Source organism: Plantactinospora sp. GCM10030261 (assembly GCF_042666615.1).
Classification (GTDB): Bacteria; Actinomycetota; Actinomycetes; order Mycobacteriales; family Micromonosporaceae; genus KBS50.
In genome coordinates, this window is the sequence record NZ_JBHTDD010000007.1 from 157,017 (window position 1) to 182,293 (window position 25,277).

16 protein-coding genes and 1 pseudogene are annotated in these 25,277 nt (G+C 72.7%); 10 read left to right on the top strand and 7 right to left on the bottom strand.

Translation table 11 applies throughout. The features are described 5' to 3' along the window. Positions 1 to 20: 20 nt before the first annotated feature. The 3 genes and pseudogenes from ACFQUZ_RS11180 to ACFQUZ_RS11190 form a co-directional block, all read left to right on the top strand. Positions 21 to 221: pseudogene (locus tag ACFQUZ_RS11180) on the top strand (MbtH family protein); the annotation flags it as partial. A gap of 122 nt (positions 222 to 343) precedes the next feature. Then, positions 344 to 1,291, top strand: a complete 948-nt coding sequence (locus tag ACFQUZ_RS11185) for an ATP-binding cassette domain-containing protein (protein ID WP_377440951.1) — start codon at positions 344 to 346, stop codon at positions 1,289 to 1,291. A 23-nt stretch (positions 1,292 to 1,314) separates the two neighbouring features. Then, positions 1,315 to 2,067: an ABC transporter permease gene (locus tag ACFQUZ_RS11190; protein WP_377440953.1), complete on the top strand. Its 753-nt coding sequence runs from the start codon at positions 1,315 to 1,317 to the stop codon at positions 2,065 to 2,067. A 57-nt stretch (positions 2,068 to 2,124) separates the two neighbouring features. Here ACFQUZ_RS11190 and ACFQUZ_RS11195 read toward each other — a convergent pair whose 3' ends face one another. Both ACFQUZ_RS11195 and ACFQUZ_RS11200 read right to left on the bottom strand, forming a co-directional pair. Further along, complete coding sequence (locus ACFQUZ_RS11195; protein WP_377440955.1) at positions 2,125 to 4,419, bottom strand: lantibiotic dehydratase; 2,295 nt, start codon at positions 4,417 to 4,419, stop codon at positions 2,125 to 2,127. Beyond that, positions 4,416 to 6,743, bottom strand: coding sequence for a lantibiotic dehydratase (locus ACFQUZ_RS11200; protein WP_377440957.1), 2,328 nt, complete (start codon positions 6,741 to 6,743; stop codon positions 4,416 to 4,418). The genes ACFQUZ_RS11195 and ACFQUZ_RS11200 overlap by 4 nt, the downstream gene beginning before the upstream one ends. A 70-nt stretch (positions 6,744 to 6,813) precedes the next feature. Here ACFQUZ_RS11200 and ACFQUZ_RS11205 point away from each other — a divergent pair, with 70 nt between their 5' ends. Then, on the top strand, positions 6,814 to 11,715 hold the full coding sequence (locus tag ACFQUZ_RS11205) for an amino acid adenylation domain-containing protein (protein ID WP_377440958.1): 4,902 nt from the start codon (positions 6,814 to 6,816) through the stop codon (positions 11,713 to 11,715). Positions 11,716 to 11,784: 69 nt separating this feature from the next. Then, positions 11,785 to 11,934: a hypothetical protein gene (locus ACFQUZ_RS11210; RefSeq protein ID WP_377440960.1), complete on the top strand. Its 150-nt coding sequence runs from the start codon at positions 11,785 to 11,787 to the stop codon at positions 11,932 to 11,934. 30 nt (positions 11,935 to 11,964) lie between these two features. Here ACFQUZ_RS11210 and ACFQUZ_RS11215 read toward each other — a convergent pair whose 3' ends face one another. Then, a complete protein-coding gene (locus ACFQUZ_RS11215) occupies positions 11,965 to 12,585 on the bottom strand; it encodes an L-threonylcarbamoyladenylate synthase (RefSeq protein ID WP_377440962.1) in 621 nt (206 codons plus the stop codon). A 61-nt stretch (positions 12,586 to 12,646) separates the two neighbouring features. After that, positions 12,647 to 13,834 carry a serine hydrolase domain-containing protein gene (locus ACFQUZ_RS11220; protein WP_377440963.1) on the bottom strand — a complete coding sequence of 396 codons (1,188 nt, stop codon included), beginning with the start codon at positions 13,832 to 13,834 and terminating at the stop codon, positions 12,647 to 12,649. A gap of 168 nt (positions 13,835 to 14,002) precedes the next feature. Between ACFQUZ_RS11220 and ACFQUZ_RS11225 the strand changes: the two genes are divergently transcribed. The 3 genes from ACFQUZ_RS11225 to ACFQUZ_RS11235 all read left to right on the top strand — a co-directional run bounded on the left by ACFQUZ_RS11225 (position 14,003) and on the right by ACFQUZ_RS11235 (position 16,141). Next, positions 14,003 to 15,187 carry a sensor histidine kinase gene (locus tag ACFQUZ_RS11225; RefSeq protein WP_377441140.1) on the top strand — a complete coding sequence of 395 codons (1,185 nt, stop codon included), beginning with the start codon at positions 14,003 to 14,005 and terminating at the stop codon, positions 15,185 to 15,187. Further along, positions 15,175 to 15,834 carry a LuxR C-terminal-related transcriptional regulator gene (locus ACFQUZ_RS11230; RefSeq protein WP_377440965.1) on the top strand — a complete coding sequence of 220 codons (660 nt, stop codon included), beginning with the start codon at positions 15,175 to 15,177 and terminating at the stop codon, positions 15,832 to 15,834. Before ACFQUZ_RS11225 ends, ACFQUZ_RS11230 begins: the two co-directional genes overlap by 13 nt. Before the next feature lie 178 nt (positions 15,835 to 16,012). Next, positions 16,013 to 16,141, top strand: coding sequence for a hypothetical protein (locus tag ACFQUZ_RS11235; protein WP_377440967.1), 129 nt, complete (start codon positions 16,013 to 16,015; stop codon positions 16,139 to 16,141). 34 nt (positions 16,142 to 16,175) lie between these two features. On the opposite strand, the gene ACFQUZ_RS11240 is transcribed toward ACFQUZ_RS11235, so the two are convergent. Then, on the bottom strand, positions 16,176 to 18,170 hold the full coding sequence (locus ACFQUZ_RS11240) for an acyl-CoA dehydrogenase (RefSeq protein WP_377440969.1): 1,995 nt from the start codon (positions 18,168 to 18,170) through the stop codon (positions 16,176 to 16,178). Between the two features lie 69 nt (positions 18,171 to 18,239). Between ACFQUZ_RS11240 and ACFQUZ_RS11245 the strand changes: the two genes are divergently transcribed. Beyond that, positions 18,240 to 18,872: a TetR/AcrR family transcriptional regulator gene (locus ACFQUZ_RS11245; protein ID WP_377440971.1), complete on the top strand. Its 633-nt coding sequence runs from the start codon at positions 18,240 to 18,242 to the stop codon at positions 18,870 to 18,872. A 160-nt stretch (positions 18,873 to 19,032) separates the two neighbouring features. Continuing rightward, positions 19,033 to 22,296 (top strand): hypothetical protein, encoded by a 3,264-nt coding sequence (locus ACFQUZ_RS11250; RefSeq protein ID WP_377440973.1) that lies wholly within the window; start codon positions 19,033 to 19,035, stop codon positions 22,294 to 22,296. Between the two features lie 143 nt (positions 22,297 to 22,439). Here ACFQUZ_RS11250 and ACFQUZ_RS11255 read toward each other — a convergent pair whose 3' ends face one another. Both ACFQUZ_RS11255 and ACFQUZ_RS11260 read right to left on the bottom strand, forming a co-directional pair. Further along, the gene (locus tag ACFQUZ_RS11255) at positions 22,440 to 24,143 is read right to left on the bottom strand and encodes a sensor histidine kinase (protein ID WP_377440975.1); all 1,704 of its coding nucleotides are present in this window, start codon (positions 24,141 to 24,143) and stop codon (positions 22,440 to 22,442) included. After that, positions 24,140 to 24,880, bottom strand: a complete 741-nt coding sequence (locus ACFQUZ_RS11260) for a response regulator transcription factor (protein WP_377440977.1) — start codon at positions 24,878 to 24,880, stop codon at positions 24,140 to 24,142. Before ACFQUZ_RS11260 ends, ACFQUZ_RS11255 begins: the two co-directional genes overlap by 4 nt. Positions 24,881 to 25,277 lie beyond the last annotated feature (397 nt).

The window sequence follows — 25,277 nt, forward strand, 5'->3', positions numbered from 1 at the left end:
GCCACCGAAGGAGACTGCTCGTGACCAACCCGTTCGATGACCCGGACGGCTCGTTCCTGGTGCTGGTGAACGACGAGGGGCAGTACTCGCTCTGGCCCGAGTTCGCCGACGTGCCGGCCGGGTGGACGGTGACCCTGCCGGCGGGCCCCCGGGACGCCGCTCTGGCCTTTGTGGAGGCGCGGTGGACCGACCTGCGCCCCCGTTCCCTCGTCGCGGCACTCGATGGCGACGGGGCGGTGACGGGGCCGGTGTCGGGTGACACGACGGCCGGTGACGGGCCGGTGTCGGATGACGCGACGGCCGGTGACGGGCCGGTGTCGGGTGATGCGCGGGAGTCACGGTCGTGATCGAGACCCACGGGATCCGTAAGACATACCGGGCCGGGTCGCAGACCGTCGAGGCGGTACGCGGCATCGACCTCACGATGGGTGCCGGTGAGATCTTCGGACTGCTCGGCCCGAACGGCGCCGGTAAGACGACCTTCCTGCGCATCCTCACCACGCTCACCCGGCCCGATTCCGGCACCGCCGTGGTCGCCGGTGTCGACGTGACTCGCGACCCGCGGGAGGTGCGCCGGCGGATCGGCTTCGTCGCGCAGGGCCAGTGGACGTGGAGCACGCTCACCGCCCGCGAGGAACTGATCATGCAGGCGCGGCTGTACGGGATGCGCAAGGCCGCCGCCGCCCGCCGCGCGGACCAGGCGATCCGCGACTTCGGCATGGGTTCGTTCGCCGACCGGCTGTGCCGCACCTACTCCGGCGGGCAGCGGCGCCGGGTGGACATCGCCCTCGGGATCGTGCACGCGCCGCGGGTGGTCTTCCTGGACGAGCCGACAAGCGGTCTGGACCCGCAGAGCCGGGCCCATCTCTGGGACGAGGTCCGCCGGTTGCGGGACACCGGCACCACCGTCGTCGTCACCACCCACTACCTGGACGAGGCCGACGCGCTCTGCGACCGGGTCGCGATCATCGACCACGGCCAGATCGTCGACCTCGGCACGCCCCGCTCGCTCAAGGACGGGATCGCCGGGGACCTGGTGACCCTCGGCGTGGACGGCGACCCCGAGCGGACCGCCGGGCTGCTGCGCGACGAACCCGCGGTACGCGAGGCCGAGGTGGTCGACGGGCGGCTGCGGCTGGTGGTGGCGAAGGGCGCCGAGACCGCGCCGCTGCTGCTCCGCCGCCTGTACGACGGGGGAGTGGGGATCACCAGCATCGAGGTCCACCAGCCCAGCCTCGACGACGTCTTCCTCGCCCGCACCGGTCGGTCGCTGCGGGACCAGGCGGAGTGAGCGAGATCAAGGGAGTATCACGGATGCGGCTCGGCTACGACACATGGGTCATCATGGTGCAGTCGCTGCGGATCAGCAGCCGGCAACGGCTGTGGGCCATCCTCGGCCTGGCCCAGCCACTGTACTTCGTGGTGCTCTTCGGGCCCCTGTGGGAACGCTCGCTGCGGATGTCGAGCAAGGAGTCGTACGCGACCTTCCTGCCCGGCATCTTCATCGAGGTCGCCGTATTCGGCACGCTGTTCGCCGGAATCGGTCTGGTCAGCGAGGCACGCGCCGGCCTCATCGAACGGATGCGGGTCACCCCGGTCAGCCGTTCGGCGCTGCTCCTGGGCCGCTGCGGTCGGGACATCCTGATGCTGTTGATGCAGGCGCTGATCCTGGTGGTGGTGGCGATCCCGTTCGGGCTGCCGGTGCGGGTCGTGCCGCTGGCGCTCACCTTCCTGCTGATGTGCACGGTGGCGTTCGTCGCGACGTCGCTGTCCTACGCGCTGGCGCTCACGGTGGAGTCCGAGACGACGCTCGCCTCCCTGGCGAACATCGTCAACGTGCCGCTCATGCTGCTGTCCGGGATCCTCATCCCGATCGCGTTCGCACCGGACTGGTTGCAGACGCTGGCCCGGGCCAACCCGGTCTACTACGCGGTCGAGGCGGCACGCGGCCTGTTCGGCGGCGACATCACCACCACAGCACTGCTGCGGGCATTGGTGATCGTGCTGGGAGTGGGGGCGATCGGGGGGTTCTGGGCGATCCGCCGGTTCTCCCGAGCGGTCAGCTGACCGTGCCGGAGCGGGCGACGGCCCGGGTCGCCGCCGCCAGCGGCGGCGATACCCGGGTCAGGCCGGACGCGCCGGATCGGTGAGCTGAAGGCGTAGTTCGCTGAAATAGCGCCGACCGGCCGCGTCCGGCAGCCAGGCCGCACCGACGTCCGGAAGCGCCTCGCTGATGGTCAGCGACACATCATGCCCGCCCGAGCGGGCCGCCGCCCGCACCATCGCCGCGAACGTGCTGACCGAGTGCGGCGAGGTCAGGTCCACGAAGCACGGCTTGACCTCAGTGCCGATCTTGGCGAACACCCGGTAGGGCAGACCCAGCCGACCGCGCAGCCGGCGCGCCGTCAGGAAGGCGTTCTCGTCACCGGGCCGGTCCGCCAGGCCGGTGTCCCCCAGGGACAGCCGCCACGCCTCGCGCGCCAGAACCAGCCGACCGACCGTGATCCGGGGTTGGTGGGCTCCGGCGATCAGCAGCTTGAAGGCGTCGACCGAGTGGACCGCGAGCCATTCCGAGAAGACCTCCACCACCGGCCAGCGCCGGCCGTCGGGCTCGACGGCCACCAGTTCGCCCGCGCGCCGTTCCAGCCGCACGGCCATCGCCGGGACGAGGGGGATCCGGGTGGGTCGCGGGGCGGGCACGAAGCCCAACCGGCGACCGTACGGACCGGGCGACATGGAAACCCGGCCGGTGTGCCGCGGCCAGCCAACGGGATACAGGGGACGAAGCACGTCGGGACCGCCGCTGTCCGCCGCCATCGCCGCCCACAACGCCGCCGGATCCGGGTGCCACGGCACGGCGGTGTCCAGCGTGCACCGAGCCGTGTGCAACTCCCCGAGAACGGCGAGGTAATCGCCCCGGTTGATGGCCGCCACGTCCGGGGCGCAGAGTTGGATGTCGGGACTGTGCGACACGGCCGCCGACCATCCGGGCCGCTCGGCCGGGAACAGCTCGGCGACCCGGGCCGCCAGGTCATGGGCGTCGCGCTCGACCCGGGCGGTGCCCGCCGGCAGGCCGGCGAGGTCGAGCAGGGCCGACCACCGCCGGTTGAACTCGGCGCCCACCGCGTCGACCGGCCGGTCGTGGCCGGACCAGAACAGGCCCTGCGCCAGATACATGAGGTCGCCCAGGCGCATGTCCGGGCCGTCGACGAGATCGTCGAGCGCGATCCGGTACGCGTCGGCCAGGGTCACCGTCAACCAACGCGCCATCCGCAGCACCAGTTCCAGCGGGGCCGCGAGGTCGGCCAGCAACGCCCCACCGATGGTCAGGTCGAGGTCACGCTGGGTCTCCTCGTAACACGGGGTGCGACCGGCGTACATCTGTCCGGAGCCCTGCCGTGCTGACCCGCCGGTCTGCTTCTCCACCTCGCCGTCCAGGTCCCGTAGCGCGACGGCGAGCGTCGTCGGTTGGCCGGCGGCGGCGGCGACCCGGTCCCGCGCGGCGCGGAGCCGGTCGAACCCGGCCGACTCGGCGGCCCGCAACTCGGGGTCGCCGATGGCGGCGAGCCGCTCCGCCAGCAGTCCCTCGGTGCCCACCTCGACCGGCACGTCGCCACCCGAATCGAGGAGGCCACGCTCGGCGAGCCGGTCCAGCACCAGGAAGCCGTCGTCTGGCGAGCGGAGGCCGAGGGCGGGGTCGGCGGCCAACGCCGCGGCGATCCGCTCGGCCGACCGGCTTCCGTCGGACAGCGTCAGCGCCATCACCTCGACCGGGCCGAGTGCCAGCGGTGGGCGGCCGGGACGCAGCCCCGTGCGGCCCTCGACGGACAGATCCGCGACGGTGGTGGGGCAGAGCCACCGGCGCACCCGGGGGTCGGCGGCCAGCCGAGCGGCGTACCCCGCCACGACCCACCGCTCCAACACCACGTCCCGCCGACGAACCAGGCCGGGGCCGGTGTCGAGCCGGATCCGTTCGGCCTGCCGGGGGTCGACACGTACCCAGCAGATGGGACCGAAGAAGCCGATCATCTCGTTCTTGCCGCAGTAGCGGTGCCAGTAGCGGACGACGGCCCGTTCCCGCTCCCGGCGCCGTCTGTTGCGTACCGCCGGGTCGGTCTTGCGCAGCCCGTCCACGGTCCCCAGCATGGTGGGGTTCTGCCAGGTGATCGCCTCGCGTAGCAGCGGGTCGGCGGCGATCGCCGACAGTTCCTCCGCACCGGCCAGCTCCGCGGCGCGAAAGGCCTTCCGGTACGCGGCGTCGGCCTCGTCAGAGCCGCTGACCAGCAGCGCGTCGGCCGCCGCGGCACAGTCCGGAGCGGACAGCACCGTCAGCCCGTCGGCCGGAAACCCGGTCGAGCGCAGCAGCGCGTCGGTCCAGACCCGCCATCCGGTGCCCGTGATCGCGACCCGTTCCGTCACGCCGGGTCCCGTCGCCGGGCGTGCCGGGGCGTCCGCTCGTCCCGCAGGTGCAACCGCAACTCGGACGTGTACCGGTCGCCGGCCGCGTCGACCAGCCACGCGTCCGTGGCGTCCGGCAGCATCTCGGTGACGGTGAGTTCGACGTCCTCGCCGTGTGCCTGCCGCGCGCCGCGGGCCATGGAACAGAGCTGCCGCACGTAGCTCAGGCTGCCCAGATCGGCGTAGAAGGGCTTTGTCTCACTGCCGATCTTGACGAAGATCCGGTCCGGCAGGTCCCAGTCCCGCCGCCAGCGCCGGGCCGCCAGGACCCGTTCCCGGTCCCCGGTCGCGTCGGCCAGTCCGCTGGCGCCCACCGTGGTCCGCCACGTCTCGCGCAGCAGCACGAGGTCGTCCACCACCACCCGCGGGGTGTGCGCGGCCGATCCGGCGAACTTCCAGGTGTCGAACGTCGAGATGTTGAGCAGCTCGGCGTACACTTCCAGCAGCGGCCACGTCCGACCGTCCGCGGCGCGGGCCACAAGCCCGTCCGGGCCGGCGACCACCACCACTCCGGTCACCGGCAGCAACCGGTCCCGGTCGGCGCCGGCGGACGGGGCGAAGGCCAGTTGAACGTCCCGCGGACCCTTGATCCAGTTGGCGTTACGGGCGCAGTTGCGCGGCCATTCGTCGGGCAGCAGCAGATGGACCCGGGGCTCGGGCAGGTCGGCGCGGAGGGCTTCGGCGAGCCGGTCCGGCGCCGGATGGCCGAGCCGGAAGAAGTCGGTGTTGAAGGCGGCCATCGCCATGTGCAGTTCGCCGAGCACCAGCCGGTAGTCGCCCCGCTGGACGGCGGCCCAGTCCGGCGCGCACACGTGCACGTCCGGACTGTGGATCCGGGCCTCCCACCAGCCCGGATCGGTGTCCTCGAACGCCTCGTCGACCCGTCGGGTCAGTTCCGCGGTCGAGAGGGTCAGCTCCCGGACGTCGGGTGCCACGCCGTCGAGGTCCAGCACCTTGTGCCAACGGCGCAGGAAGTCGGCCACCACCGCGTCGGCCGGCCGGTCGGCACCGAGCACCAGCCCCTGCGCCAGGAACCACAGGTCGTGCAGTGGCACCTCGGCGGTGCCCGAGTCGGCGGCGAGTTCGGCGTGCAGCCCGAGCAGCGCCTCGTGCAGAGCGGTGGCCACCGCGGCGGTGAGCCAGCGCGCCGAACGCAGCAACGGCTCCAGCGGTGCGAGCTTGTCCAACAACAGTGGTCCGAACCGCAGGTCGAGGTCACGACTGGTGTCCAGGTGACACAGGGTGCGACCGGCGTACGTCTGTCCCGGCCGCCGCCGCGGCGGCTGCCCGGTGAAGTCGGTGAACGCCGTGTCGAGTCCGGCCACGGCCGCCGCCAGGTCGGCCGCGTCCGTCGCGGCGGATGCCGCGTCGCGCAACGCCCACATCCGTTCCAGCGGCGCCGCCGCCCGAGCCCGCAGATCGGCATCGTCGATGCCGGCGACCCACTCGCGCAGCACCCGCTCGGCGGACAGGTCGACCGGCAGATCGATGCCCACCCGCAGGACACCGCTCTGCTCCAGCTCGTCCACCTGGACGTACACGTCCTCGACGCGGCGGAAGGCACCGGCATCCACCAACTGACGGGCCGTCTCGCGCAGTGAACCGCCGGCCCGCGCCGCCGCCACCAGCGCCGCCGCGGAGCGGGTCAGCGGCTGGACCGCCTGGCCGGGCGCCACCACCTCCCGCTCCCGTACCGTCAGGTGCGGGCTGGCCAGGACCGGGAACCAGACCCGCAGCTCCGGGTCCGTGGCGAGGGCGTCGGCGAACGCGGTGAGCACCCACCATTCGAAGTGGACGGCCCGTCGCCGCTCCAGGCCGGGGCCGGGTCCGCCGCTGATCGCGGGACCTGAGTCGGTTACCTCGGTCCAGCACATCGGGCCGAAGAAGCCGATTGTGTCGTTCTTGGCGCAGTAGCGCTGCCAGTACTTGCCGATCACCTCCGCCCGGCGGCGCTGCCGGTAGTTGGGTGGGCCGGTCCGCGCCGGCTGTGTAGCGGATCCGATCGTGGCCGCGACATCGGGATTCTGCCAGTGGACCGCCTGCCGGAACCGGTCGTCGGCGGCGATGGCCGACGCGGCGGCGTCGGCGGCCAGGGCGGCCGTGGCGAGTTCCGTCGTCAATTCGGCCTCGTCGCCGTCCCCGGCGACGAACGCGTCGGCGACGGCGGCGAGCCGCGGCGAGGTAAGCCGGTCGAGACCCGAGACCGGGAACCCGGCAGACCGCACCAGGACGTCGCGCCAGACGCTCCACTCGGTTCCCGGCAGTTGGAGAGTGTGCTCGGTCATCGGATGTGGACGGCCCCGCGGGACCGGTGGAAGCGCGGCATGGCGCCACCGTACCCGCTACGATTCGCGGGTGGGAACCCTTGATCATCTGGCCCCCGCCGTTCGCTACGGACCGACGGTTCCCCGCCACCTTCCGTACGGCTTGGCCGGGTTGGTCCGCGAGCAGGCACAGCGTGACCCGGAAGCGGTCGCCGCCATGGACGGCGACGGGACGCTCACGTACCGGCAGCTCGAAGTGGAGTCCGACGTCGTCGCCCGCGAGCTGGCGGCGAGCGGCGCCCGCCCCGGCGACCCGGTCGCGGTGCGGATGCCGCGTGGCCGGACCCTGCTGGTGGCCCTGCTCGGCGCGGTCAAGGCCGGCATGCCGTACCTGCCGTTGGCGCCGGACGATCCGCCGGCACGCCGGGCGGCCGTCATCGACGACGCCCGCCCGGCGGCGGCGCTTGTCGTCGCCGGCACGTCGCCGGTGCCGGGAGTGTCGGCGACCGTGCCGGTCGACCTGGGTCACCCGGACCTGCCCTGGGACGACCTGGCGGCTCGCGACGAGCAACACCCCGTGTACGTGATGTACACGTCGGGCTCCACCGGTCGGCCGAAGGGGGTGGTCGTGCCCGTCCTGGCCCTGGCGAACCGGCTGTTGTGGATGCGTGAACACTACGCGCTGGGCCCCACCGACCGGGGTCTGCAGAAGGCTCCGGTCACGTTCGACGCCTCCGCGTACGAGCTGTGGGCGCCGCTGGTGAGCGGCGGCCGGGTGGTGCTGCTGCCGCCGGACGCCCACCGGGACCCCGCGATGATCATCGACTGGATCGTCGGGCACGGGGTGACCTGGTGTCACTTCGTGCCGTCCATGCTGGCGGAGTTCCTGCGTTGGCCGGGCGCCGCACGGTGCCGCAGCCTGCGCGTGGTCTACTGTGGCGGCGAGACCCTCACGCCCGGCCTGGTGCGGCGGTTCCAGGAGGTGCTGCCGGTCCCGCTGCACAACCAGTACGGCCCGACCGAGACGACAATCGACGTGTCCGTCTGGCCATGCCCGCGTCCGGCGGACGACCTGGACATCGTCCTGATCGGAACGCCGATCGCCAACTGCGCGCTGCTGGTGCTCGACGAGGCGGGTGAGGTCGTCCGTGGCGACGCGGTGGGTGAGCTGGCGGTCGGCGGAATGCCGCTGGCAACCGGCTATCTGAACCATCCCGACCTGACCCGGCGGGCGTTCGTCGCCGGTCCCGCCGGCACCGGCCTCGACCGGGTCTACCGGACCGGAGACCTGGCCCGGCGGGTCGGCGACGCCATCGAGCACCTGGGTCGGCGGGACGGCCAGTTGAAGGTCCGCGGTCAGCGGCTGGAGGCCACCGAGGTCGAGGACGCACTGCTGGCCGTCGCCTGGGTACGCGACGCGGCCGTGGTCGTCGCCGCCTCGACGTTGTGGGCCTACGTCGTGGTGGACGAGGGGAGCGGGCACGACGAGGCGCGGGTCGCCACCGACCTCGGCGGTCGGTTGCGCGAAACGCTGCCAACCGTGTTCGTACCGGACCGGTACGTCGTGGTCGACGAGCTGCCGGTGACCGGCAGCGGCAAACGGGACCGGGCGCTGCTCACCCGCTGGGCCGCCGATGCTGCGTCGCCTGGCACCGCCGATGCTGCGTCGCCCGGCACCGTCGACCCCGGCACGGGCGGCGGGCGCGACGCAGCCGGATTCGACGGGGAGCGGAGCCGATCCGACGAGGACGAACTGGCCCGGCTGTGGGAACGCGCACTCGGTCGGCCCACAAGCGTGGACACCGGCTTCCTCGACGCCGGTGGGCACAGCCTCGCCGCGGTCCGGGTCTGCGGCGAGGTGCTGCACCGGTGGGGTGCCCGGCTGCCGCTGAGTCTGCTGCTGCGCGACAACGCCACCCTGGCGGACCTGCGCGATCGACTTCCGGACCCGGCCGTCGCACCGGTCGGTGTCGCCCGCCGCGCGGACCCCTCGGTCGCTGACCTGTCGCCCGAGCAACGGCGGCTCTGGCTCCACCACCAGGTCTTTCCGGGCATGCCCGCGTACAACGTCGTCGGCGTGCTGCGGGCCGAGGGGCGATTCGAGCGGCGGGCGGTGGAACGCGCCTGGCACCGGCTGGTGCTGCGCCATGAGACGTTGCGGACGACGGTGGAGGACAGCCACGGTGAGCCGCGGCAGCGGATCCACCCGATGGAGCCGCAACGGCTGGTCGTCGGGCCGGACGGCGCCGACCTCGCCTCGTTCGTCACCCGCCTCGCCGACACGGTGTTCCGCCCGGACGCCCTGCCCCGCGCGGTGCTCGGCCTGCACCACGGCGACAGCGGCGACGCGCTCGTCCTCGTGGTCGACCACCTCGTCGCCGACCAGCGCACGCTCGACCTGTTGCAGGCCGACCTGGCGGCCGGGTACGCGTTGCCCGGCACCGGGGCCGAGGACGGCACCAGCGCGGTCCAGTACGGCGACGTCATCGCAGGCGCCCGGTCGGACCTCCAACGCCATGACCGGGACCGGGCATACTGGCGGCACCACCTGGCCGGCGCCCCGGCCACTCTGGACCTGCCCTTCCGTGCGCCACGTCCGTCCCGGCCGAGCTTCCGCGGCCGGCACGTGGACGTCGATCTCGGGGCCGGCCTCGACAGTTGGGCACGAGCCCACCGGTGGACTCCCGCGGCCGTCGCTCTCGCGGCGTTCGTCCGGGTCCTCGCCGACTGGGCAGGCGTCGACGATCTGTGCGTGGGGGTGCCGGCCTCCGGCCGTGAGTCGCCCGCCGCGCACGCCGCCACCGGGTTCTTCATGCGCACGCTGCCCCTGCGACTGCGGGTCCCCGCGCAGGCGACCACCGCGGACCTGCTCCCGCGGGTCACCCAGGCCCTGCACGACGGGATCGAGCACGGCTCCGTGCCGTTCGACGAGATCGTCGACCTTGTCGGCGCCCGACGCGACCTGACCCACAACCCGGTGTTCCAGGTCTGGTTCAACGACCTGACCCAGGACGCGCCGCCCGCGTCCATCGGTGGCGTGCCGGTGACCCCGGTGCCGCCGGACGTGCGCTGGTCGCTGTTCGACCTGGGGCTCTACCTGAGCCGTCGGCCCACCGGCGGATACCGGCTCCGCCTGGTCTACGCGACCGACCTGTGGGGCTCCCGCGCCGCGGCCGAGTTCCTCGACCAGTGCCGCGCCGAACTCGACATGCTCGCCACGGCATCGCCTCCGGGACCGACCCCGGCAGTGCTTCCCGGGTCGACCCCCACTGAGCCCACGGTGTCGGCACGGGCCGCGCCCCCGTCGTACGACGCGGTCGTGCGGCGGATCCTGCGACATGCCGCGCGGAACCCCGCTCGGCCGGCCATCGTCAGCGGGCAACGAGTGGTCACCTACGGGGCGCTCGTCGAACGGGCGCGACGTGCCGCCGGGGTCGCCTCGACCGCACCTGACGGGCTGATCGCGGTGCGGGCCGCCCGCCACCCCGACCTCGCGGCGGTGGTCCTCGGCTGCTGGCTCGCCGGCCGGGGCCCGTTGCTGCTGGACGCGACGCTCCCGGCGAACTGGGCGGACGCGGCCCGCGCCGCGGCGGGCGCCACCGTCACGATCGACGTCGGACTCGACCCCCTCGACGGGCCACCGGCGCCCGGCCCGCCAGCGACCCCGGGCCCTCTCGGGCATGCCCTCGTCACATCGGGCACCACCGGCGCCCCGGCGGTCGTCACCCTGCCGGCCGACTGCCTACCCGAGGCGTTCGACGAGTACGCGCGGGCGCTCGGCCTGACCCGGGAGGACAGCTTCTGTTTCACCACCCCGCCGGCACACGACCCGATGTTCCGGGACCTGCTCCTGCCGTTGTGGCTGGGTGCCAGCGTCCGGGTCCCGTCCGCCGACCTGGCCCGCCAACCACCCCGCCTGCTCGGGTACCTCGCCGAAGCCCGGACCACCATCCTGCACACGACGCCCGCGCAGGCACGACTGCTGACCGCCGCCGCCGGTGGCCGTCAGCTGCCGCACCTGCGTCACCTCGTGCTGCACGGTGAACTGAGCGGTGACGCCGACGCCCGCGCCGCCCGCCGGCTCGCACCCGAGGCGACGGTCTACGACCTCTACGGCACCACCGAGACCCCGCAGGCGGCTCACCTCGCCCGCTGGGACGTCACGACCGGCCGCCGGACCGGCGTCCCGCTCAACCACCGGAGCACCCAGATCCGCACCGCCCGAGGGCCGGCGCGGGTCGGTGTCGTCGGCGAACTGGTGGTCACGGGTCGGGGTCTGGCGCTCGGCTACCTCGGTGACACCCCCCGGAGGGCACCGGAACCGACCGGGGCCGGACGCCGCTATCCCACCGGTGACCTGGGCCGTCGCGACCTCGACGGCGCTGTGCGGATCCTGGGCCGTCGGGACCGGCAGGTCACCGTCAACGGCCACCGGATCGAACTCGACGGGATCGAGCGGGAACTGACGGCGGTACCCGGGATCAGGAACTGTGCGGTGGCCCGCACCGAGGCCGGCATCGTGGCCTGGTACGCCGCGGATCCGCGACCCGGGTGGACGGACCCGCGCGCCGTCCTCGCGACCCGCCTGCCCGCCTGGTCGATCCCGACCGCATTCGTCCGCATGGAGGAGCTTCCCATGACCCACAACGGCAAGATCGATCGAGCGGCACTGCCGGATCCGGCCGGCCAAGCGCGAGACGTCGCGGCGCCCAGCAGCCCCGCCGAGTTGGCCGACCGGATCGCCAGCCGGGCCACCGACATCCTGGGTGAACACCAGCCCGGCCGCCGGGTCGGCCCCGACACGAAGTTCTTCGAGGCCGGGCTGACCTCCCTCGACCTGGTCCGGCTGCGGCAGGCGCTTGTCGTCCAGGACGGCCTCCGGGTGGACGTGGTGGACCTCTTCGAGTGCCCGACGCCGAGGGACCTGGCGCTCAGCGTCGGCCGGCCCACCACCCGTACCGGCCGACCCCGGCGGCCGAGCCGGAACCGTTGACCAGCGAGCCGGTCCAGGGCCCCTGCGGTCCGGGAGCGGTGTGACTGGGGCGCCCCCGCCAAGCTGTGGTTGCTGCGTTGGGACTGGATCCTTCTCGCGATCCAGGTCGGGCTGGCGGTCGTCGGGGTGGCGCTGGCGAACATGCTGACGTTCACCCGGCTGGCCGGTGGGGACGAGGCCGCGGCGAAGCGGTCCAGCCGCAGCCGGGCCAAGAGTTAGGGCGGCGCGGGCGCGAGGACGGAACGGACGTCAAACGAAGCGCGAGGGGTCACCGGCTCCGTAACGCAGGATTTCCGGCTCCGGACCCGACAGGTCGACCACGGTCGTCGGCTCCTTGCCGCAGTCGCCGGCGTCGACCACCGCGTCGAGAAGGTGGTCGAGCCGCTCCTTGATCTCCCACCCCTGGGTCAGCGGCTCCTCCTCTCCGGGCAGCGTCAAGGTACTCGACACCAGCGGCTCTCCGAGTTCGGCAAGCAACGCCTGGGTGACCGTGTGCCGGGGGACACGGACACCGACGGTGCGCTTCTTCGGGTGGAGCATCCGGCGCGGCACCTCCCGGGTGGCGGGCAGGATGAAGGTGTAGCTACCCGGAGTGCACGCCTTGACCAGGCGGAAGACGGAGTTGCTGACCTGGACGAACTGGCCGAGCTGGGCAAAATCCCGGCATACCAGGGTGAAATGGTGCCGATCGTCGAGGCGGCGGATCTCCCTCATCCGGTCCAGGCCGTCGCGATCGCCGAGTCGACAGCCGAGCGCGAAACACGAGTCCGTCGGGTACGCCACGAGCCCGCCGTCCCGGATCAGGTCGACGATCTGCCGGATCGCTCGGGGCTGCGGGTTGTCCGGGTGTACGTCGTAGTACCTGGCCATAGACCAGAGCCTAGGTGGCCACGGCCCGGGACGCGCGGGTCCGCCGTGATCGGGCACGATGTCACACCCTGCCGCACAGAGCGTTCTGGACCAGCGCGTCGGCCGCGCGTTGCTGCTGGAGGTGATGGTCCGGCGAGTCGCCGAGCGCGGTGGACATGGACACCACCGCGCTGCGCCGGCCATCCTCGGTCGCGCCGGTGACGGTGATGAAGCCGCCGTCCCCGCCGTCGTGTCCCCAGTAGACGCCACCGCACGGCAACGGGCGGCGCACCAGGCCGAGACCGTACCGGCCACCCGGCCAGACCCGCTCGATGTCGGCGCTGACCGGAACCGTCCGCGTCATCTCCGCCAGCTGTGCCGGTGGCAGCAGCCGTCCCCCCAGCAGCGCACGGAAGAACCGGTTGAGGTCCGCACTGCTGGAGATGACGGAGTCCGGGTCCCCGGGAACCTGCTCCGTGACGTCCACCAGATCACCGCTCGGGAACAGCTCGTACGCCCGCGCGTGTGGTCGTGGCAGGGTGGGCGTGGTCCCCGGCCAGGTGGTGTGGCACAGCCCGAGCGGCCGGGTGATCCGATCGATGATCTCCTGGTGTAGCGGCCGGCCCGTGACCCGCTCGATGATCATGCCGGCGAGGATGAATCCGGTGTTGGAGTAGGCCCATCCCGTGCCGGGTCGGAAGTCCAGCGGATGGGTCAGCGCCCGCGCCACGAGTTGCTCGCGGGTGTAGACGTCGTATCGCTGCTGTCGATACTCCTCCGGTGTGGTGTAGCCGGGTAGGTCGTCGTGGATACCGCTGGTGTTCTGCAGGAGGTGGCGCATGGTGATCCGACGGCCGTCGTAACCGTTGCCGCGTACCACGCCGGGCAGCCACCGTTCGACGGTGTGATCCAGGGACAACCGACGTTCACCGACCAGTTGCAGGGCGACGACGGCTACTGTCGTCTTGCGGGTGCTCGCGATCCGGAAGCGTCCGTCGGGTGGCACCGGACGCCCGGTGGCACGATCGGCGACACCGCTGACGGCGACACGGTCCCGACCGTACGGAGCGGTCACCCGGGCTTGAACGCCGGTCACCCCGAGAGCGTGGATGGCGTCCGTGTCGCGCTGCAGCCGAGTGGCGGCGGGACCGGAGCCCCGCCCGGCTCCGTTGGCGGCCTTCGACCCGGTGGCCGTGACCGCGAGGGTGGTAAGCGCGGCCGATGCGCTCAGGACGGCCCGCCTCGATACGTTCCGGCTGTTTGATCTCATGCCGTCTGACGCTATGGGCCCGGTCGGCGACGAGCGCTACCCCGTACCACCGGATTCGAGGTACAGCTGGCTGTAGTGCCATGGCCGGCGGCGACCGGGCAGACTTGCCGCCATGTCACAAACGCGAAGGGCAACCACACCCACGGGTACGGACAGCGTCCTCCGGTGATGTCGGTTCGACGCTGGGTGCGGGTGTTGCGTGGCCTGACCTACCTCCTGGCAGCACTGGTCTCCGGAGTCGCCACGGTGCTCGCGCTGCCGCTGCTGTGCCTTCCGGGGCTCGCCCGCCGGTGGGCGAACGCGCACCGTGACCGCGCCGCTCGACTGATCGGCACGCCGTTGGCGCCGCGTCCCGCCTCGCGGGCGGCGGGCCGTCGCGCGTGGGCCGATCCGGCCACCCTCCGTGATCTGCTCTGGTTGCCGGTGCACGCCATCACGGGTGTGGCGTTCGGCATGTTCACCCTGTTGTGCGTGGGAAACCTCGTGCCCGCCACGGTCGCCACCCCGTTGTGGTGGGCGTTCGCGCCAGCGGACCGGCCGCGGTTGTTCGTCGACGTCCCGGTGCCCGACTGGAGGACAGCGCTCACCCTCGGTCCGTTGCAGATCGTCCTGCTCCTCACGGTGGCATACCTGGTATTGCCACCACTCGCGCGCGCGCACGCCCGGATCTGCCTGCGGGTGCTGTCGTACTCCGCGGCCGAGCAACTCGCCGACCGGGTCGCCGTGTTGACCCGGACCCGGGCAGACGTGCTCGACGCGCACGGCGCGGAACTGCGCCGCATCGAGCGCGACCTGCACGACGGCACCCAGGCGCGGCTGGTCGCCATCGCGATGCGGCTGGCCGTGGCCCGGGGGGCGCTGTCCGACAACCCCCGGAACGAGCAGTTCCTGGGAGAACTTCTTCGGGACGCGCACGAAGGAACCGAGGAGGCGATGGCCGAGCTCCGCGAGGTGATCCGGACCGTCTATCCCCCGATTCTCACCGATCGTGGCCTCACCGGGGCGTTGACCGCGGTGACGGCCCGCTGTGGCGTGCCCACCCGCCTCGATGTCGGCAACCTCGAAGCCGTGCCGGCGGCCGTGGAGGCCGTCGTCTACTTCACCGTCGCCGAGGCGCTCACCAACGTCACCCGGCACAGCCGGGCGACCATGGCCGGCGTGCGGGTCAGCCGTGCGGCAGACCGGTTGTCGGTGGTGATCACCGACAACGGTGCTGGCGGCGCCGACGATCGGCGGGGCACCGGCCTGGCCGGAATCCGCCGCCGCGTACTCGCTCTCGACGGCACAACCGACGTCGACAGCCCGGCCGGCGGCCCGACGACCATTACCGTGAAGTTGCCATGCGGGTCGTGATCGCCGAGGACAACGTGCTGCTGGCCTCCGGGTTGGAGCTGCTGCTCAACAGCGTGGGGTTCGAGATCGCCGCCATCGCGGGCGACGCGGCGGGCTTCCTCGCCGCAGTGCGGGAGCACCGGCCCGACGTCACAATCGTCGACGTCCGGCTGCCGCCGTCGTTCCGCGACGAGGGCATCCGCGCCGCCCTGCGCGCCCGTCGCGACAATCCCGGCCTGCCGGTCCTGGTGCTGTCGCAGTACGTCGAGCAGCAGTATGCCGCCGAACTGCTCGCGAGCACCGGCGCCGGTGTCGGCTACCTCCTCAAGGACCGGGTCAGCCGGGTGGACGAGTTCGTCGACGCGTTGCGCCGCGTCGCCGCCGGCGGAACCGCCATGGACACCGAGGTCATCGCCCAGCTCCTCGCCCGCCGGCGGGATCCGATCGCGGTCCTCACTCCCCGCGAACGTGAAGTCCTCGCCCTGATGGCCCAGGGTCACGACAACAACACCATCGCCGACCGGCTTGTCATCACCGGCAACGCGGTGCACAAGCACATCGGCAACATCTTCGCCAAGCTGGGCCTCGCCGTCACCGACAGCGGTCACCGCCGCGTCCTCGCCGTCCTGACCTACCTCAACGGCGGGAGTCAGGGCGGCGGTCGCTGACCTGGCGCCGACGGGTCCAGCGGTAGGAGCGATTGCGGGTTCCCAGCTCAGCGCGGTCGCGGCGGCCGACCAGCTTGACCGGCCGGCTGGCCGTGCTCGGCGACGTCCGCCCGCGGCCATGGTCAGGCGTCGCGGCGGGCGGCGACACCCGGTCCGAATCCCGTTGTACCGTCGAACCATGTCGGACGAACTCGATCAGGCGCTGGTGTTACAGGGCCGGATCAGCGCCTTCGTGCGCGCCTTCGGGCAGCCCGGACCGGTGCCCTCCGCACCCGGCGGCGACCAGCACACCCGCCACCACGGCTGATCTCGCCCGTCACTGACCGGCGCCTGTCGCGACGTCAGGCGGCACCAGACGCCGCGTCGACCTGATCTCCGACGCGAGCCGCCATGGCCTGCTGCCGGCCGGGTTCCTCGCGCAGCATGGCGCAGTGCAGCCACTCGTCCGGGATGGCGAAGCCGTCCACCAGGGTCCGCATGTGCGGGCGCAACTCCTTGAGCAGACCGTTTACCACCGCGGTGATGGCCTTGGAACGGGCCGGCGTGAGCCGGCCGTGCTCCAGGAACCATCCCTTGTGCGTCTCGATGACGCTCAACGCGTACAGGTCACAGACCCGGGACAGCAGCGCCCGGACCGCCGGATCCGCGGTGTTCTCGATGCCGGCGACGAACGCCTCCAGGGTGACCCGGTCGATGTGCGCGGCGGCCACCGCCAGGACGTGGTCCTGTACGTCGTTGAAGATGTCGAAGGGACGGTCCTTCTTGTCGGCCGCCCCCCTGCGCAGGCGGCGGATCGCACCGTCGAGGAGGTGCTTCTCCCGGTCCTCGAAGACCTTTACCTGCCAGCCGCGGTGCGTGACAGCGACCTCCTCGTCCCGGCCGGGCACGGCGCCGACCAGCCGTTGGATGACCGACCGGGCGGCGGTGCGTTCGAGCACCATCTCCCTGACCTGGTCGGCGACGAAGGACGCGCGCCCCCAACCGTCCAGCGACCCGAACTCGTCCCGGTAGCCGGTGAGCAGTCCCTTGGCCACCAACTGCAGCAGGACCGTGTTGTCACCCTCGAACGTCGTGAAGACGTCGGTGTCTGCCTTCAGACCGGGCAGCCGGTTCTCCGCCAGGTAACCGGCGCCGCCGCACGCCTCGCGGCACATCTGGATGGTGCGGGTGGCGTGCCAGGTCTGCGCCGCTTTGAGACCGGCGGCCCGGGACTCCAGCTCCCGCTGCCGGTGCTCGTCGACCGGGCTGTCGTCGCGCTGCGCGTCGCTGAGCGCGGCGACCAGCTCAGCCTGGGCGAAGTGCAACGCGTACGTGGTGGCCAGCGCGGGCAGCAGTTTGCGCTGATGGGCCAGGTAGTCGTTGATCAGCACCTCGCGGTCCGCGTCGGGTGCGCTGAACTGGCGCCGGATGTCGCCGTAGCGGACCGCGATGGTGAGCGCCGACTGGGTGGCGGCCGACGCGGCGCCGCCCACGCTGACCCGGCCACGCACCAGGGTGCCCAGCATGCTGAAGAAGCGCCGAGCGTCGTTGGAGATCGGGCTGGAGTACCTGCCGTCCTCCGCGACCTGACCGTACCGGTCCAGCAGCATGTCGCGGGGGATCCGCACGTGGTCGAAGCTGAGCCGTCCATTGTCCACGCCGAGCAGGCCGGCCTTCGGCCCCGCGTCGCTGATCGTCACGCCGGGCAGCGGGGCGCCCCGCGCGTCGCGGATCGGCACCAGCCACGCGTGTACGCCGTGCCGCCGGCCCTCGGTGACGAGCTGGGCGAAGACCACGGCCATCCGCCCGTCGCGGGCCGCGTTGCCGATGTAGTCCTTGCGGGCCGCCTCGTGCGGCGTGTGCAGGTCGAAGGTCTGCGTCCGGGGGTCGTACACGCAGGTGGTCTGCAGTTGCTGGACGTCGGAGCCGTGACCGGTCTCGGTCATCGCGAAACAGCCGAGGAGGTCGCCGGAGATGATGTCCCGAAGGTAGGCGTCGTGGTGTCGCTCGGTGCCGAGGGCGTGGACGGCGCCGCCGAACAGGCCCCACTGCACACCCGCCTTCACCATCAGCGACAGGTCGACCTGCGCCAGCATCTCGCAGGCGACAATCGATCCGCCCGCGTCGGACCTGCCCCCGTACCGGGTGGGGAAGGCCGAGGCGATGCCCGACTCGACGGGGAGTTCGGTGAGCAACCGGCTGATCCGCTCCCGGGCCTGGTCGCCGGATTCGCCGTAGACGGGTAGGAAACGGGCGTCGAGGTGCTTCCGGTGCGCGGTGCGTACGTCGGCCCACGGTCCGTCGAGCACGTCTTGCAGCCGGGCGGGATCGACGGGGCCGGACACGGGATCGGACATGGCTACCTCGAGACGCCGTTGGGTACAGCCTGTACCCAGCCAAGGTTACCCAGCCGCTACAGTGATCCCGTGGATATACCCGTGGTGAAACGGGACACCATCGCCGCCCGCCGCGCCGCCGGAACCCCCCGCCAGCGCGCCCAGCGGCGACAGTTGATCGTCGAGGCCGCGGTCCGGGTTATCGAGGAAAGCGGCACCGCTGCCGGCCTGGGTACGGTGGCCGAGCGGGCCGGGCTTCCCCGGCCGCACGTCTACCGCCACTTCCCCAGTAGGGACGACCTCGACCGGGCCGTCGCCCGGCACGCCGCACAGCTGCTGACCGCGTGGATCCGCCCGTCCCTACCCGCCCCGGACACGCCGCCCGAGGCGGCGGTGCACCGCACCATCGGCCGCGTGCTCGCCTGGGCGGTGGAACACCCCCACCTCTACCGGTTCCGGGCCCGCCTCGGCGCCACCCACGGGACACTCGAACTCGCCGCCGCCCTCCGGCCGCACCTGCCCGCGTACGTGGTGGCAAGCCTCGCCGGCATGGTCGACGCCGGCATCCTCTGGTGGTTCGACCACCGGGACGAGGTGGACCGGACCCAGCTCAACGACTGGCTCGCCACCCAGGTCTGTCGGGTCATAGCCGAGTCGGCGCGGATACCACAAATACCCGCCGGGACCTCCGGTTCCGGACCCGATGGCGGATCGACGCCCTGACGCCGGTCCTTCGGTACGGTCCGCTGGGCGCCCCGCACACCGATGGTTCCGCTCCGGACGAGCTCGCTTCCGGTGAATCCACGGCGCCCGACTGACCAGGCCCCAGCGGCGGCGCCATATTCGGGTCCCGTCGTGGCGCGACCCCCGGCACAATGGCGCCGTGATCACCGCCACCCGCTCCCTGCTCGCCTCGCTCGCTCCGCTGCCGTACCGCATGCGGATGGACCGCCTCGGGCAGTGGGCGCGCACCGCGCCCGACCGCGCGCGGGTGTGCGCGGACCTGCGCGAGCATGGCCCGTACGAGCGGCAGCTCGCGCTGATCGCCGCGCTGGTTGCCCGGGACGCCGACGGCATCGCCGCCGCGACGCGTGACCCGCAACCGTCGATCAGGACCGCGGCGCTCACCGCCGCCGTCCGCGCGGACCTCCCGATCGGCGAGGTCACCGACCGGCCGGCCGTGGAGCGGCGGCGGATCTACCGGGTGCTGCGTCGGCGGCGCGCGCCGGCCGTCGCCGACCGGCTGATCACCGAGGTCCGCGCCCGGTTCGGCGACGCGGAGGCGGCCGTGCTGCTGCCCGCGTGCGGCGCCGACACGGTACGCGCCCTGCTGCCCGAGCTGGAGCACGCGCTCGACCTGGAACGGCTGGTGCGGCGCCACCAGCGACCCCTGCTGGACCGGGTCCGCGAGCGGCTGGCCGGGGCCGAACCTGAAACGCGGGACAGAATCTGGGACGACGTCGCCGGCGCGGTGCTGCGCTGTGACCCGGCACAGACGCTCGACCTGATCGAACGGTACGCGCCCGAGGAACGGTTGCCCGGCTCGCTCGACGCGTACGGACCGCTCGCCGCACACGACGCGCGTCGGGTCGCCCGGCTGCTCGTCGCGCCCGGCCGAGCGCGCTGGCTGGCGCGGACCGTACCGCCGCCGGCAGTGCTGCGCCGCCTCGCGGCGCTGCCCACCGACGACCTGGCGCCACTGGCCAGCCGGTTCCACGGCCACAGCCGGTCCCTGGCGGCGCTGCTCGACGCCGTGGCACCGGCTCGGCGCGCGGAGTTGTACGACCGGGCGCTGGCCGAGGTCGACACGACGGCTCTCGTCCCGGCGGCCGAGATCATGGAGGTGTTGCCGTCCACGGTCCGCATCCGTGAGGCGAACCGGGTGCTCGGCCTGGCGAAGATCCGCGAGCGGGAGCACGACGTCCGCGCCTGGAGTGCCTACCTCGCCTGGTCGGACGCCTCCTCAGCACTGGACGTCGCGGTCCGTTCCGGCGACGCCGACGAGCGGGCACGCGGCTACGCGCTGCTGACGGAGGCCGCCCGCCGGTCCCGTGACCCGCGGGCGGTGGCCGAACTCGTCCGCCGGCTCGGCCGGTTGCGTAACGAGCAGGATCCGGTACGCGCCGCCGCGCTCACGGCGCTGGCGAAGGCGGCGTCGGTGCTCACCGCGGACGCCGCGGCCGGGCTCACCCAACTGACGACCGACGCGGTCGACGCCCGGGACGGATCCGGCGCCACCATGGCGGCGTTGGCCACGCTCGCCGTCGATGTCCTCCAACACCACGTCGCCGTGCCGCTCCTGCGCGACTGGGCGTTGCTCACGATCGACCTGGTGAGCACGGGCGCGAGCACGCCGACCCTGCGCCGCTTCGACACGGTGCTGCGCCGGGGACAGGAGACGATGGTCTTCGAGCGGTTACGTGGCTGGGTCGAGGCCGGCATGGCCCGGGGCCGGTACGGCCCGCTCTTCGCGCTCACCCATGCCCTCGGCAAGCGGGCGCGGCGCCTGCCGGAGTTGCAGGACCTGCTGCGGCAGGCCGTCGCCTCCCACACGCTGCCGTCGGTAGCCCGCACGGCGATCGGGCTCTGGCTCGACGACCCGCGTACCCGCGCCGACCGGGTCGCCGAAGTGCTCACGGTCGACTCGTCGGCGGTAACGCTCCACGAGGTGTGGGCGACGATCTGCACCTCCCGCACCGACCTGCTCGACCAGGTGCTGGACCGTCCCCCGAACGGCCGCTTCGTGGAACAGGGGATCCGCTGGGTGCCGGCGTGGGTGACCCACGTCGAACGGTGGCTGCCGCACCAGCAGGCCCGCTTCGTGGAGCTGCAGCGGCTGGTCATCGCCGACGCGGGGCAGGGGCGGTGGCAACGCGTGGCGGCGATCCAGGTCGCGGCCCGGGTCCCCGGCGCGGGCCGGGACCTGGTGCTCCGCCAGCTCGACGATCCCGACGCGGTGATCGTCGAGGCCGCCTTGGGCGCGTTGGTGTGGACCGACCGGCCCGACGAGGCGCTGCCGGTGCTGCTCCGGTACGCCGATGGTGACCGGGCCCGGGTCGCGCTGTACGCGGCCGGCCGGGCCGCCCGGCACGTCGCGCCGTCCCGGCTGGTCGAGGTGCTGGCAGACGTGCTGGCCGGTCCCGCGAAGGTCACCAGCCGGAAGGAGGCGACCCGGCTGCTGGCACGCTACGGACCGCCGTCGACCATGGCGACGCTCCTCGACGTGTACACGCGTCCGCGCACGCACCGCGACGTGCGCGCCGCCATCGTCTCCGCCGCCAGGCAGCGGCTACAGACCGAGGCGAGTTGGACCATCCTGCGGACCGCTATCGACGGCAGCCGGGAGGAGCGCCGCGCGGTCCTGAACACCGACCCGTACACGATCCCCGAACGGCACCGCCCGCGCTACGGCGCGTTTGTCGTCGACGCGTGCCGGATCGACGACCGGGAGGTCAGGCGCGCCGCACACCAGCGGCTGGGGGACTGGTCGCCGTGGCTCACCGGCATCGCCGACCTGGTGGTGGACCGGCTCTGCGACCTTGGCGAGACGATGGTGGCCGTCGAGGCCGCCGGCCTGCTCAAGGCCGGTGGCGACGCGGTGCTCGGCGCCGCGTTCGCGAGGCTTGTCGACCGCGACGCCGCCGACGACCGGCCCGGCGACCGGAGCGCGGACCGTCCGGCCCGGCGCCGCATCGACCTGCTCGCCCGCGGCGCGGCCACCCGTTCCGGGATCCAACCGGCCACTGCCGACCGGACCGGACTTGTCGAGTCGGCGCGCTGGCTCGCCGGTCGGCCCGCCTTCGCCGGTACGGCCATCCGGCTGCTCGTCGACCTCGGCCGACTCGACAACCTGGACGAGATAGCCGATCTGTGCGCGGGTCGGCCCGTTCTCGCGGCCCGCCTCGCGGACCGGGTGGGTGCCCGCCTGCGGGGCCTGCGCGAGTGGCCCGAACAGGCGGTCCTCACCGGCGCCATCAGGCGACTGGCGGGCCGGGGCGACCTCGCGGGTGGCCTGTTCGCCGTCGCGTTGGTCTGGCACGGGGCCGGCTTCGGTTGGCCGGCGCCCTGGCGGGACCTGCTGGTCGGGCTGCGTGGGCATCCGGACGCCGACGTGCGCGAGGGCGCGTACGCCATCGACATGAGCTGACCGGCGCGCCCTCGGGAACCCGTCGTGCGGCACCACGGGTGACAGTTCTGTCCCACCCCTGCGGGAGAACCGGCCCACCTGATCGTGAGTAACGGCTGGTTGTGACGAGCGATGGCGTCGCCCGGCGGTGGCGGCGAGTCCGGCTAGCCGAACGTCTCCGGGACCGACCGAAGGCCCGACGACCCGTCCTGGACGGCGCGGGGCAACGTGATGGTGAAGGTCGTCCCGGCCCCGACCTCACTCTCGACCGCGATGGTGCCCTGGTGGTCGGTGACGATCTGGCGGGCGATGGCGAGGCCGAGACCACTGCCCCCGGTGCGGCGGCCCCGGGCGGCGTCGGCCCGCCAGAACCGGTCGAACACGTGCGGCAGCGCGTCCGCGGCGATGCCGGAGCCGGTGTCGACGACCCGGACGATCGCCTCCGTGTCGGTGTGGCTCGCGACCAGCCGCACGCTGCCTCCCGCGGTGCTGGCCCGGATCGCGTTGGTGACGAGGTTGCCCACGACCTGGCGGAGCCGGTCGGGATCGGCGCGCACCGCGACGGGGTCGGCCGCCACGCGCAACGACACCCCGGCTGCCTCCGCCCGGGCGTGGTGGGCGGTGGCACAGGTCTCCAGGAGTTCGGCCAGGTCCACCCTGACCCGGTGGTACGCCAGGTTGCCGGCCTCCGCCAGGGCCAGCTCCTGCAGATCGTCGACGATGCGCTGTTGCAGCACCGCCTCCTCGAGTAGTGAGGCGAAGAGTTCCTGGTCCGGGGTGATCACGCCGTCGGAGAGCGCCTCAAGATAGCCGCGCAGGTTGGCCAGTGGGGTACGCAGCTCGTGAGCGACATCGGCGACCAACCGGCGTTGCCGCTCCTCCCCGCGTTGCAGGGAGTCGGCCATCCGGTTGAACGACCGGGCCAGCTCCGCCAGTTCGTCGTTGCCCCGCACCGTGACCCGCCCGGTGAGGTCGCCTCGACCGAGCCGCTGCGCGGTCGCGGTGAGCGTACCGATCGGCCGCAGCACCCGCCGGCTCAGCAGCACGGTGCCGACGATGACGACCGCCGCGATGCCGGCCGCGGCGGCGAGCAGCGGACCGGTCGCCAGCGTGGACGCCGGATCCCCACGAGCACCGAGGTAGACCCGAGCGGGCGCCGGTGCCACGTCACTTATCTGTTTGGCGAAAACCTGGGTCAGGCAGGAGTCCCGCAGCTCCGCCGCCCCCGGTGCGTCACAGCCCAGAAAGGCCACGCCGGCCGTCCGGACCGGGCCCGACCGCGCGGCGACGTCGCGGCAGCCACGGACGATCTCGTCAACCTCGCGCTGGCGACGTGCGTCGTCCGCGTCGCGATCCGGATCGAACTGAGGAACTCCCGTGCTCGTCGGCGAGGTCACGACGGGGACGGACTCCCGGGTCAGGCAGGCCGCGAACAGCACGCCCAACCGGTATGCGCTGATGGCGGAGACGACGCCCTTCTCCCGGCCCGCCGGGTCGGCCGGCAAAGCGGCCAGGTTCAACACCGGCCGTGGGTCCACGAACCCGACCACCGTGCCCAGCGGGCGGGCGGTGCGCTTCTCCAGGGTGTCCGTGTCCACGATCACGGTTCCCGTGTCGGCGACCAGGTGGATCCGCTGTCCGGTCTGGACGCGCAGGGTCCGCACCAGAGCGGGCACGCCCTCCCAGGTGCCATGCTGGCTGCCGTATGTCTCGAGTTGCGCTACGACCTGGTCGAGTTGCGCCCGGTCGACGGTCGCCGAGTCGTTGATCTGTTGCGAGGCCTGCCGGAGGGTCAACCACGCAGTCGCCGCGGTCGCGCTCACCGCGACGAGAATGACCAGGCAGAGCACCCGTACCCGGAAGCTCACCGGTCGGCTCCGGGCGGGTGCTCCCGTGCCGGCGCCGCCGTGGAGGCCGGGACCGGTTCGGCGAGTCGGTAGCCGCGGCCGTAGACGGTCTGCACGTACCGCGGCTCGGCGACGTCGTCCTCGATCTTGCGGCGGAGGTTCATCACATGCGCGTCGACAGTGCGTTCGAGCACGAAGTGATCGAAACCGAAGGCGCGGTCGATGATCTGCGCCCGGGTGAACACCCGACCGGGCTCGCCGGCGAGCACCTCGAGGATGCCGAACTCCTTGGCCGTGAGGGCCACCGGCCGCCCGCCCACGCGTACCTCGAACCGGCCGGCGTCGACCTCCAGCTCGCCGACGCGCAGCGCCGCCCGGCTGTCGACGCTCACCACCCGCGCTCGGCGCAGCAGCGCCCGTACCCGAGCGGCCAGTTCCCGCGGGCTGTACGGCTTGGTGAGGTAGTCGTCGGCGCCGAGGTCGAGACCCAGCAGGACGTCGTCCTCGGTGGTGCGTGCGGTCAGCAGCAGGATCGGGATCTCCGATTCGGCGCGCAGGATCCGGCACACGTCGAGGCCGTCGACGACCGGCATCATCACGTCGAGAACCACCAGGTCCGGCCGGCGTGACCGGCACTGGTCCAGCGCGGCCCGCCCGTCGCCGACCAACAGCACGCTGTGCCCCTCGCGTTCGAGATAGACCCGCACCAGGTTGGCCTGTTTGGGATCGTCCTCGGCGACCAGGATCCGCGCGCTCATGTTTCTCCCATCCTGCCCTGGTGGTGGCGAGGGTCAAGGTAACCCGAAACCTGTGAAGAACCGATGCGGGCCGGCCCCGACGAACGCGGTGCGGGACGTTCACACAGCCGACCCACGGCTTCTTCAAAGGATCTTCACGACCGGCTGCCTACCGTGCCGTCATGTCAGTCTGGAGCCGGACATGATTGTCGGACCAAGGAACCCGGGCCGCCGTGACGAGCGACAGCGACGGGAGATCCGTCGACGGATCCGGGAAGCGGTCGCGATGCGCCGGGCCGCCGCGGTGGGTGGTCCCGACCCCGCCGGTTCGCGGGACGAACCTTCCGACGCACCGGAGGCCGCCGGGTGACGCCGGGTACCCCCCACGGGTGCCGGTAGGGTGGCGGAGGGTCATTAG

Excerpts from the sequence above, each read along its gene's own strand:
- ACFQUZ_RS11200 (WP_377440957.1), bottom strand. The coding sequence starts at position 6,743 with ATGACCGAGCACACTCTCCAACTGCCGGGAACCGAGTGGAGCGTCTGG.
- ACFQUZ_RS11260 (WP_377440977.1), bottom strand. The coding sequence starts at position 24,880 with ATGAGCGCGCGGATCCTGGTCGCCGAGGACGATCCCAAACAGGCCAAC.
- ACFQUZ_RS11240 (WP_377440969.1), bottom strand. The coding sequence starts at position 18,170 with ATGTCCGATCCCGTGTCCGGCCCCGTCGATCCCGCCCGGCTGCAAGAC.
- ACFQUZ_RS11230 (WP_377440965.1), top strand. The coding sequence starts at position 15,175 with ATGCGGGTCGTGATCGCCGAGGACAACGTGCTGCTGGCCTCCGGGTTG.
- ACFQUZ_RS11235 (WP_377440967.1), top strand. The coding sequence starts at position 16,013 with ATGTCGGACGAACTCGATCAGGCGCTGGTGTTACAGGGCCGGATCAGC.
- ACFQUZ_RS11215 (WP_377440962.1), bottom strand. The coding sequence starts at position 12,585 with ATGGCCAGGTACTACGACGTACACCCGGACAACCCGCAGCCCCGAGCG.
- ACFQUZ_RS11220 (WP_377440963.1), bottom strand. The coding sequence starts at position 13,834 with ATGAGATCAAACAGCCGGAACGTATCGAGGCGGGCCGTCCTGAGCGCA.
- ACFQUZ_RS11225 (WP_377441140.1), top strand. The coding sequence starts at position 14,003 with ATGTCGGTTCGACGCTGGGTGCGGGTGTTGCGTGGCCTGACCTACCTC.
- ACFQUZ_RS11190 (WP_377440953.1), top strand. The coding sequence starts at position 1,315 with ATGCGGCTCGGCTACGACACATGGGTCATCATGGTGCAGTCGCTGCGG.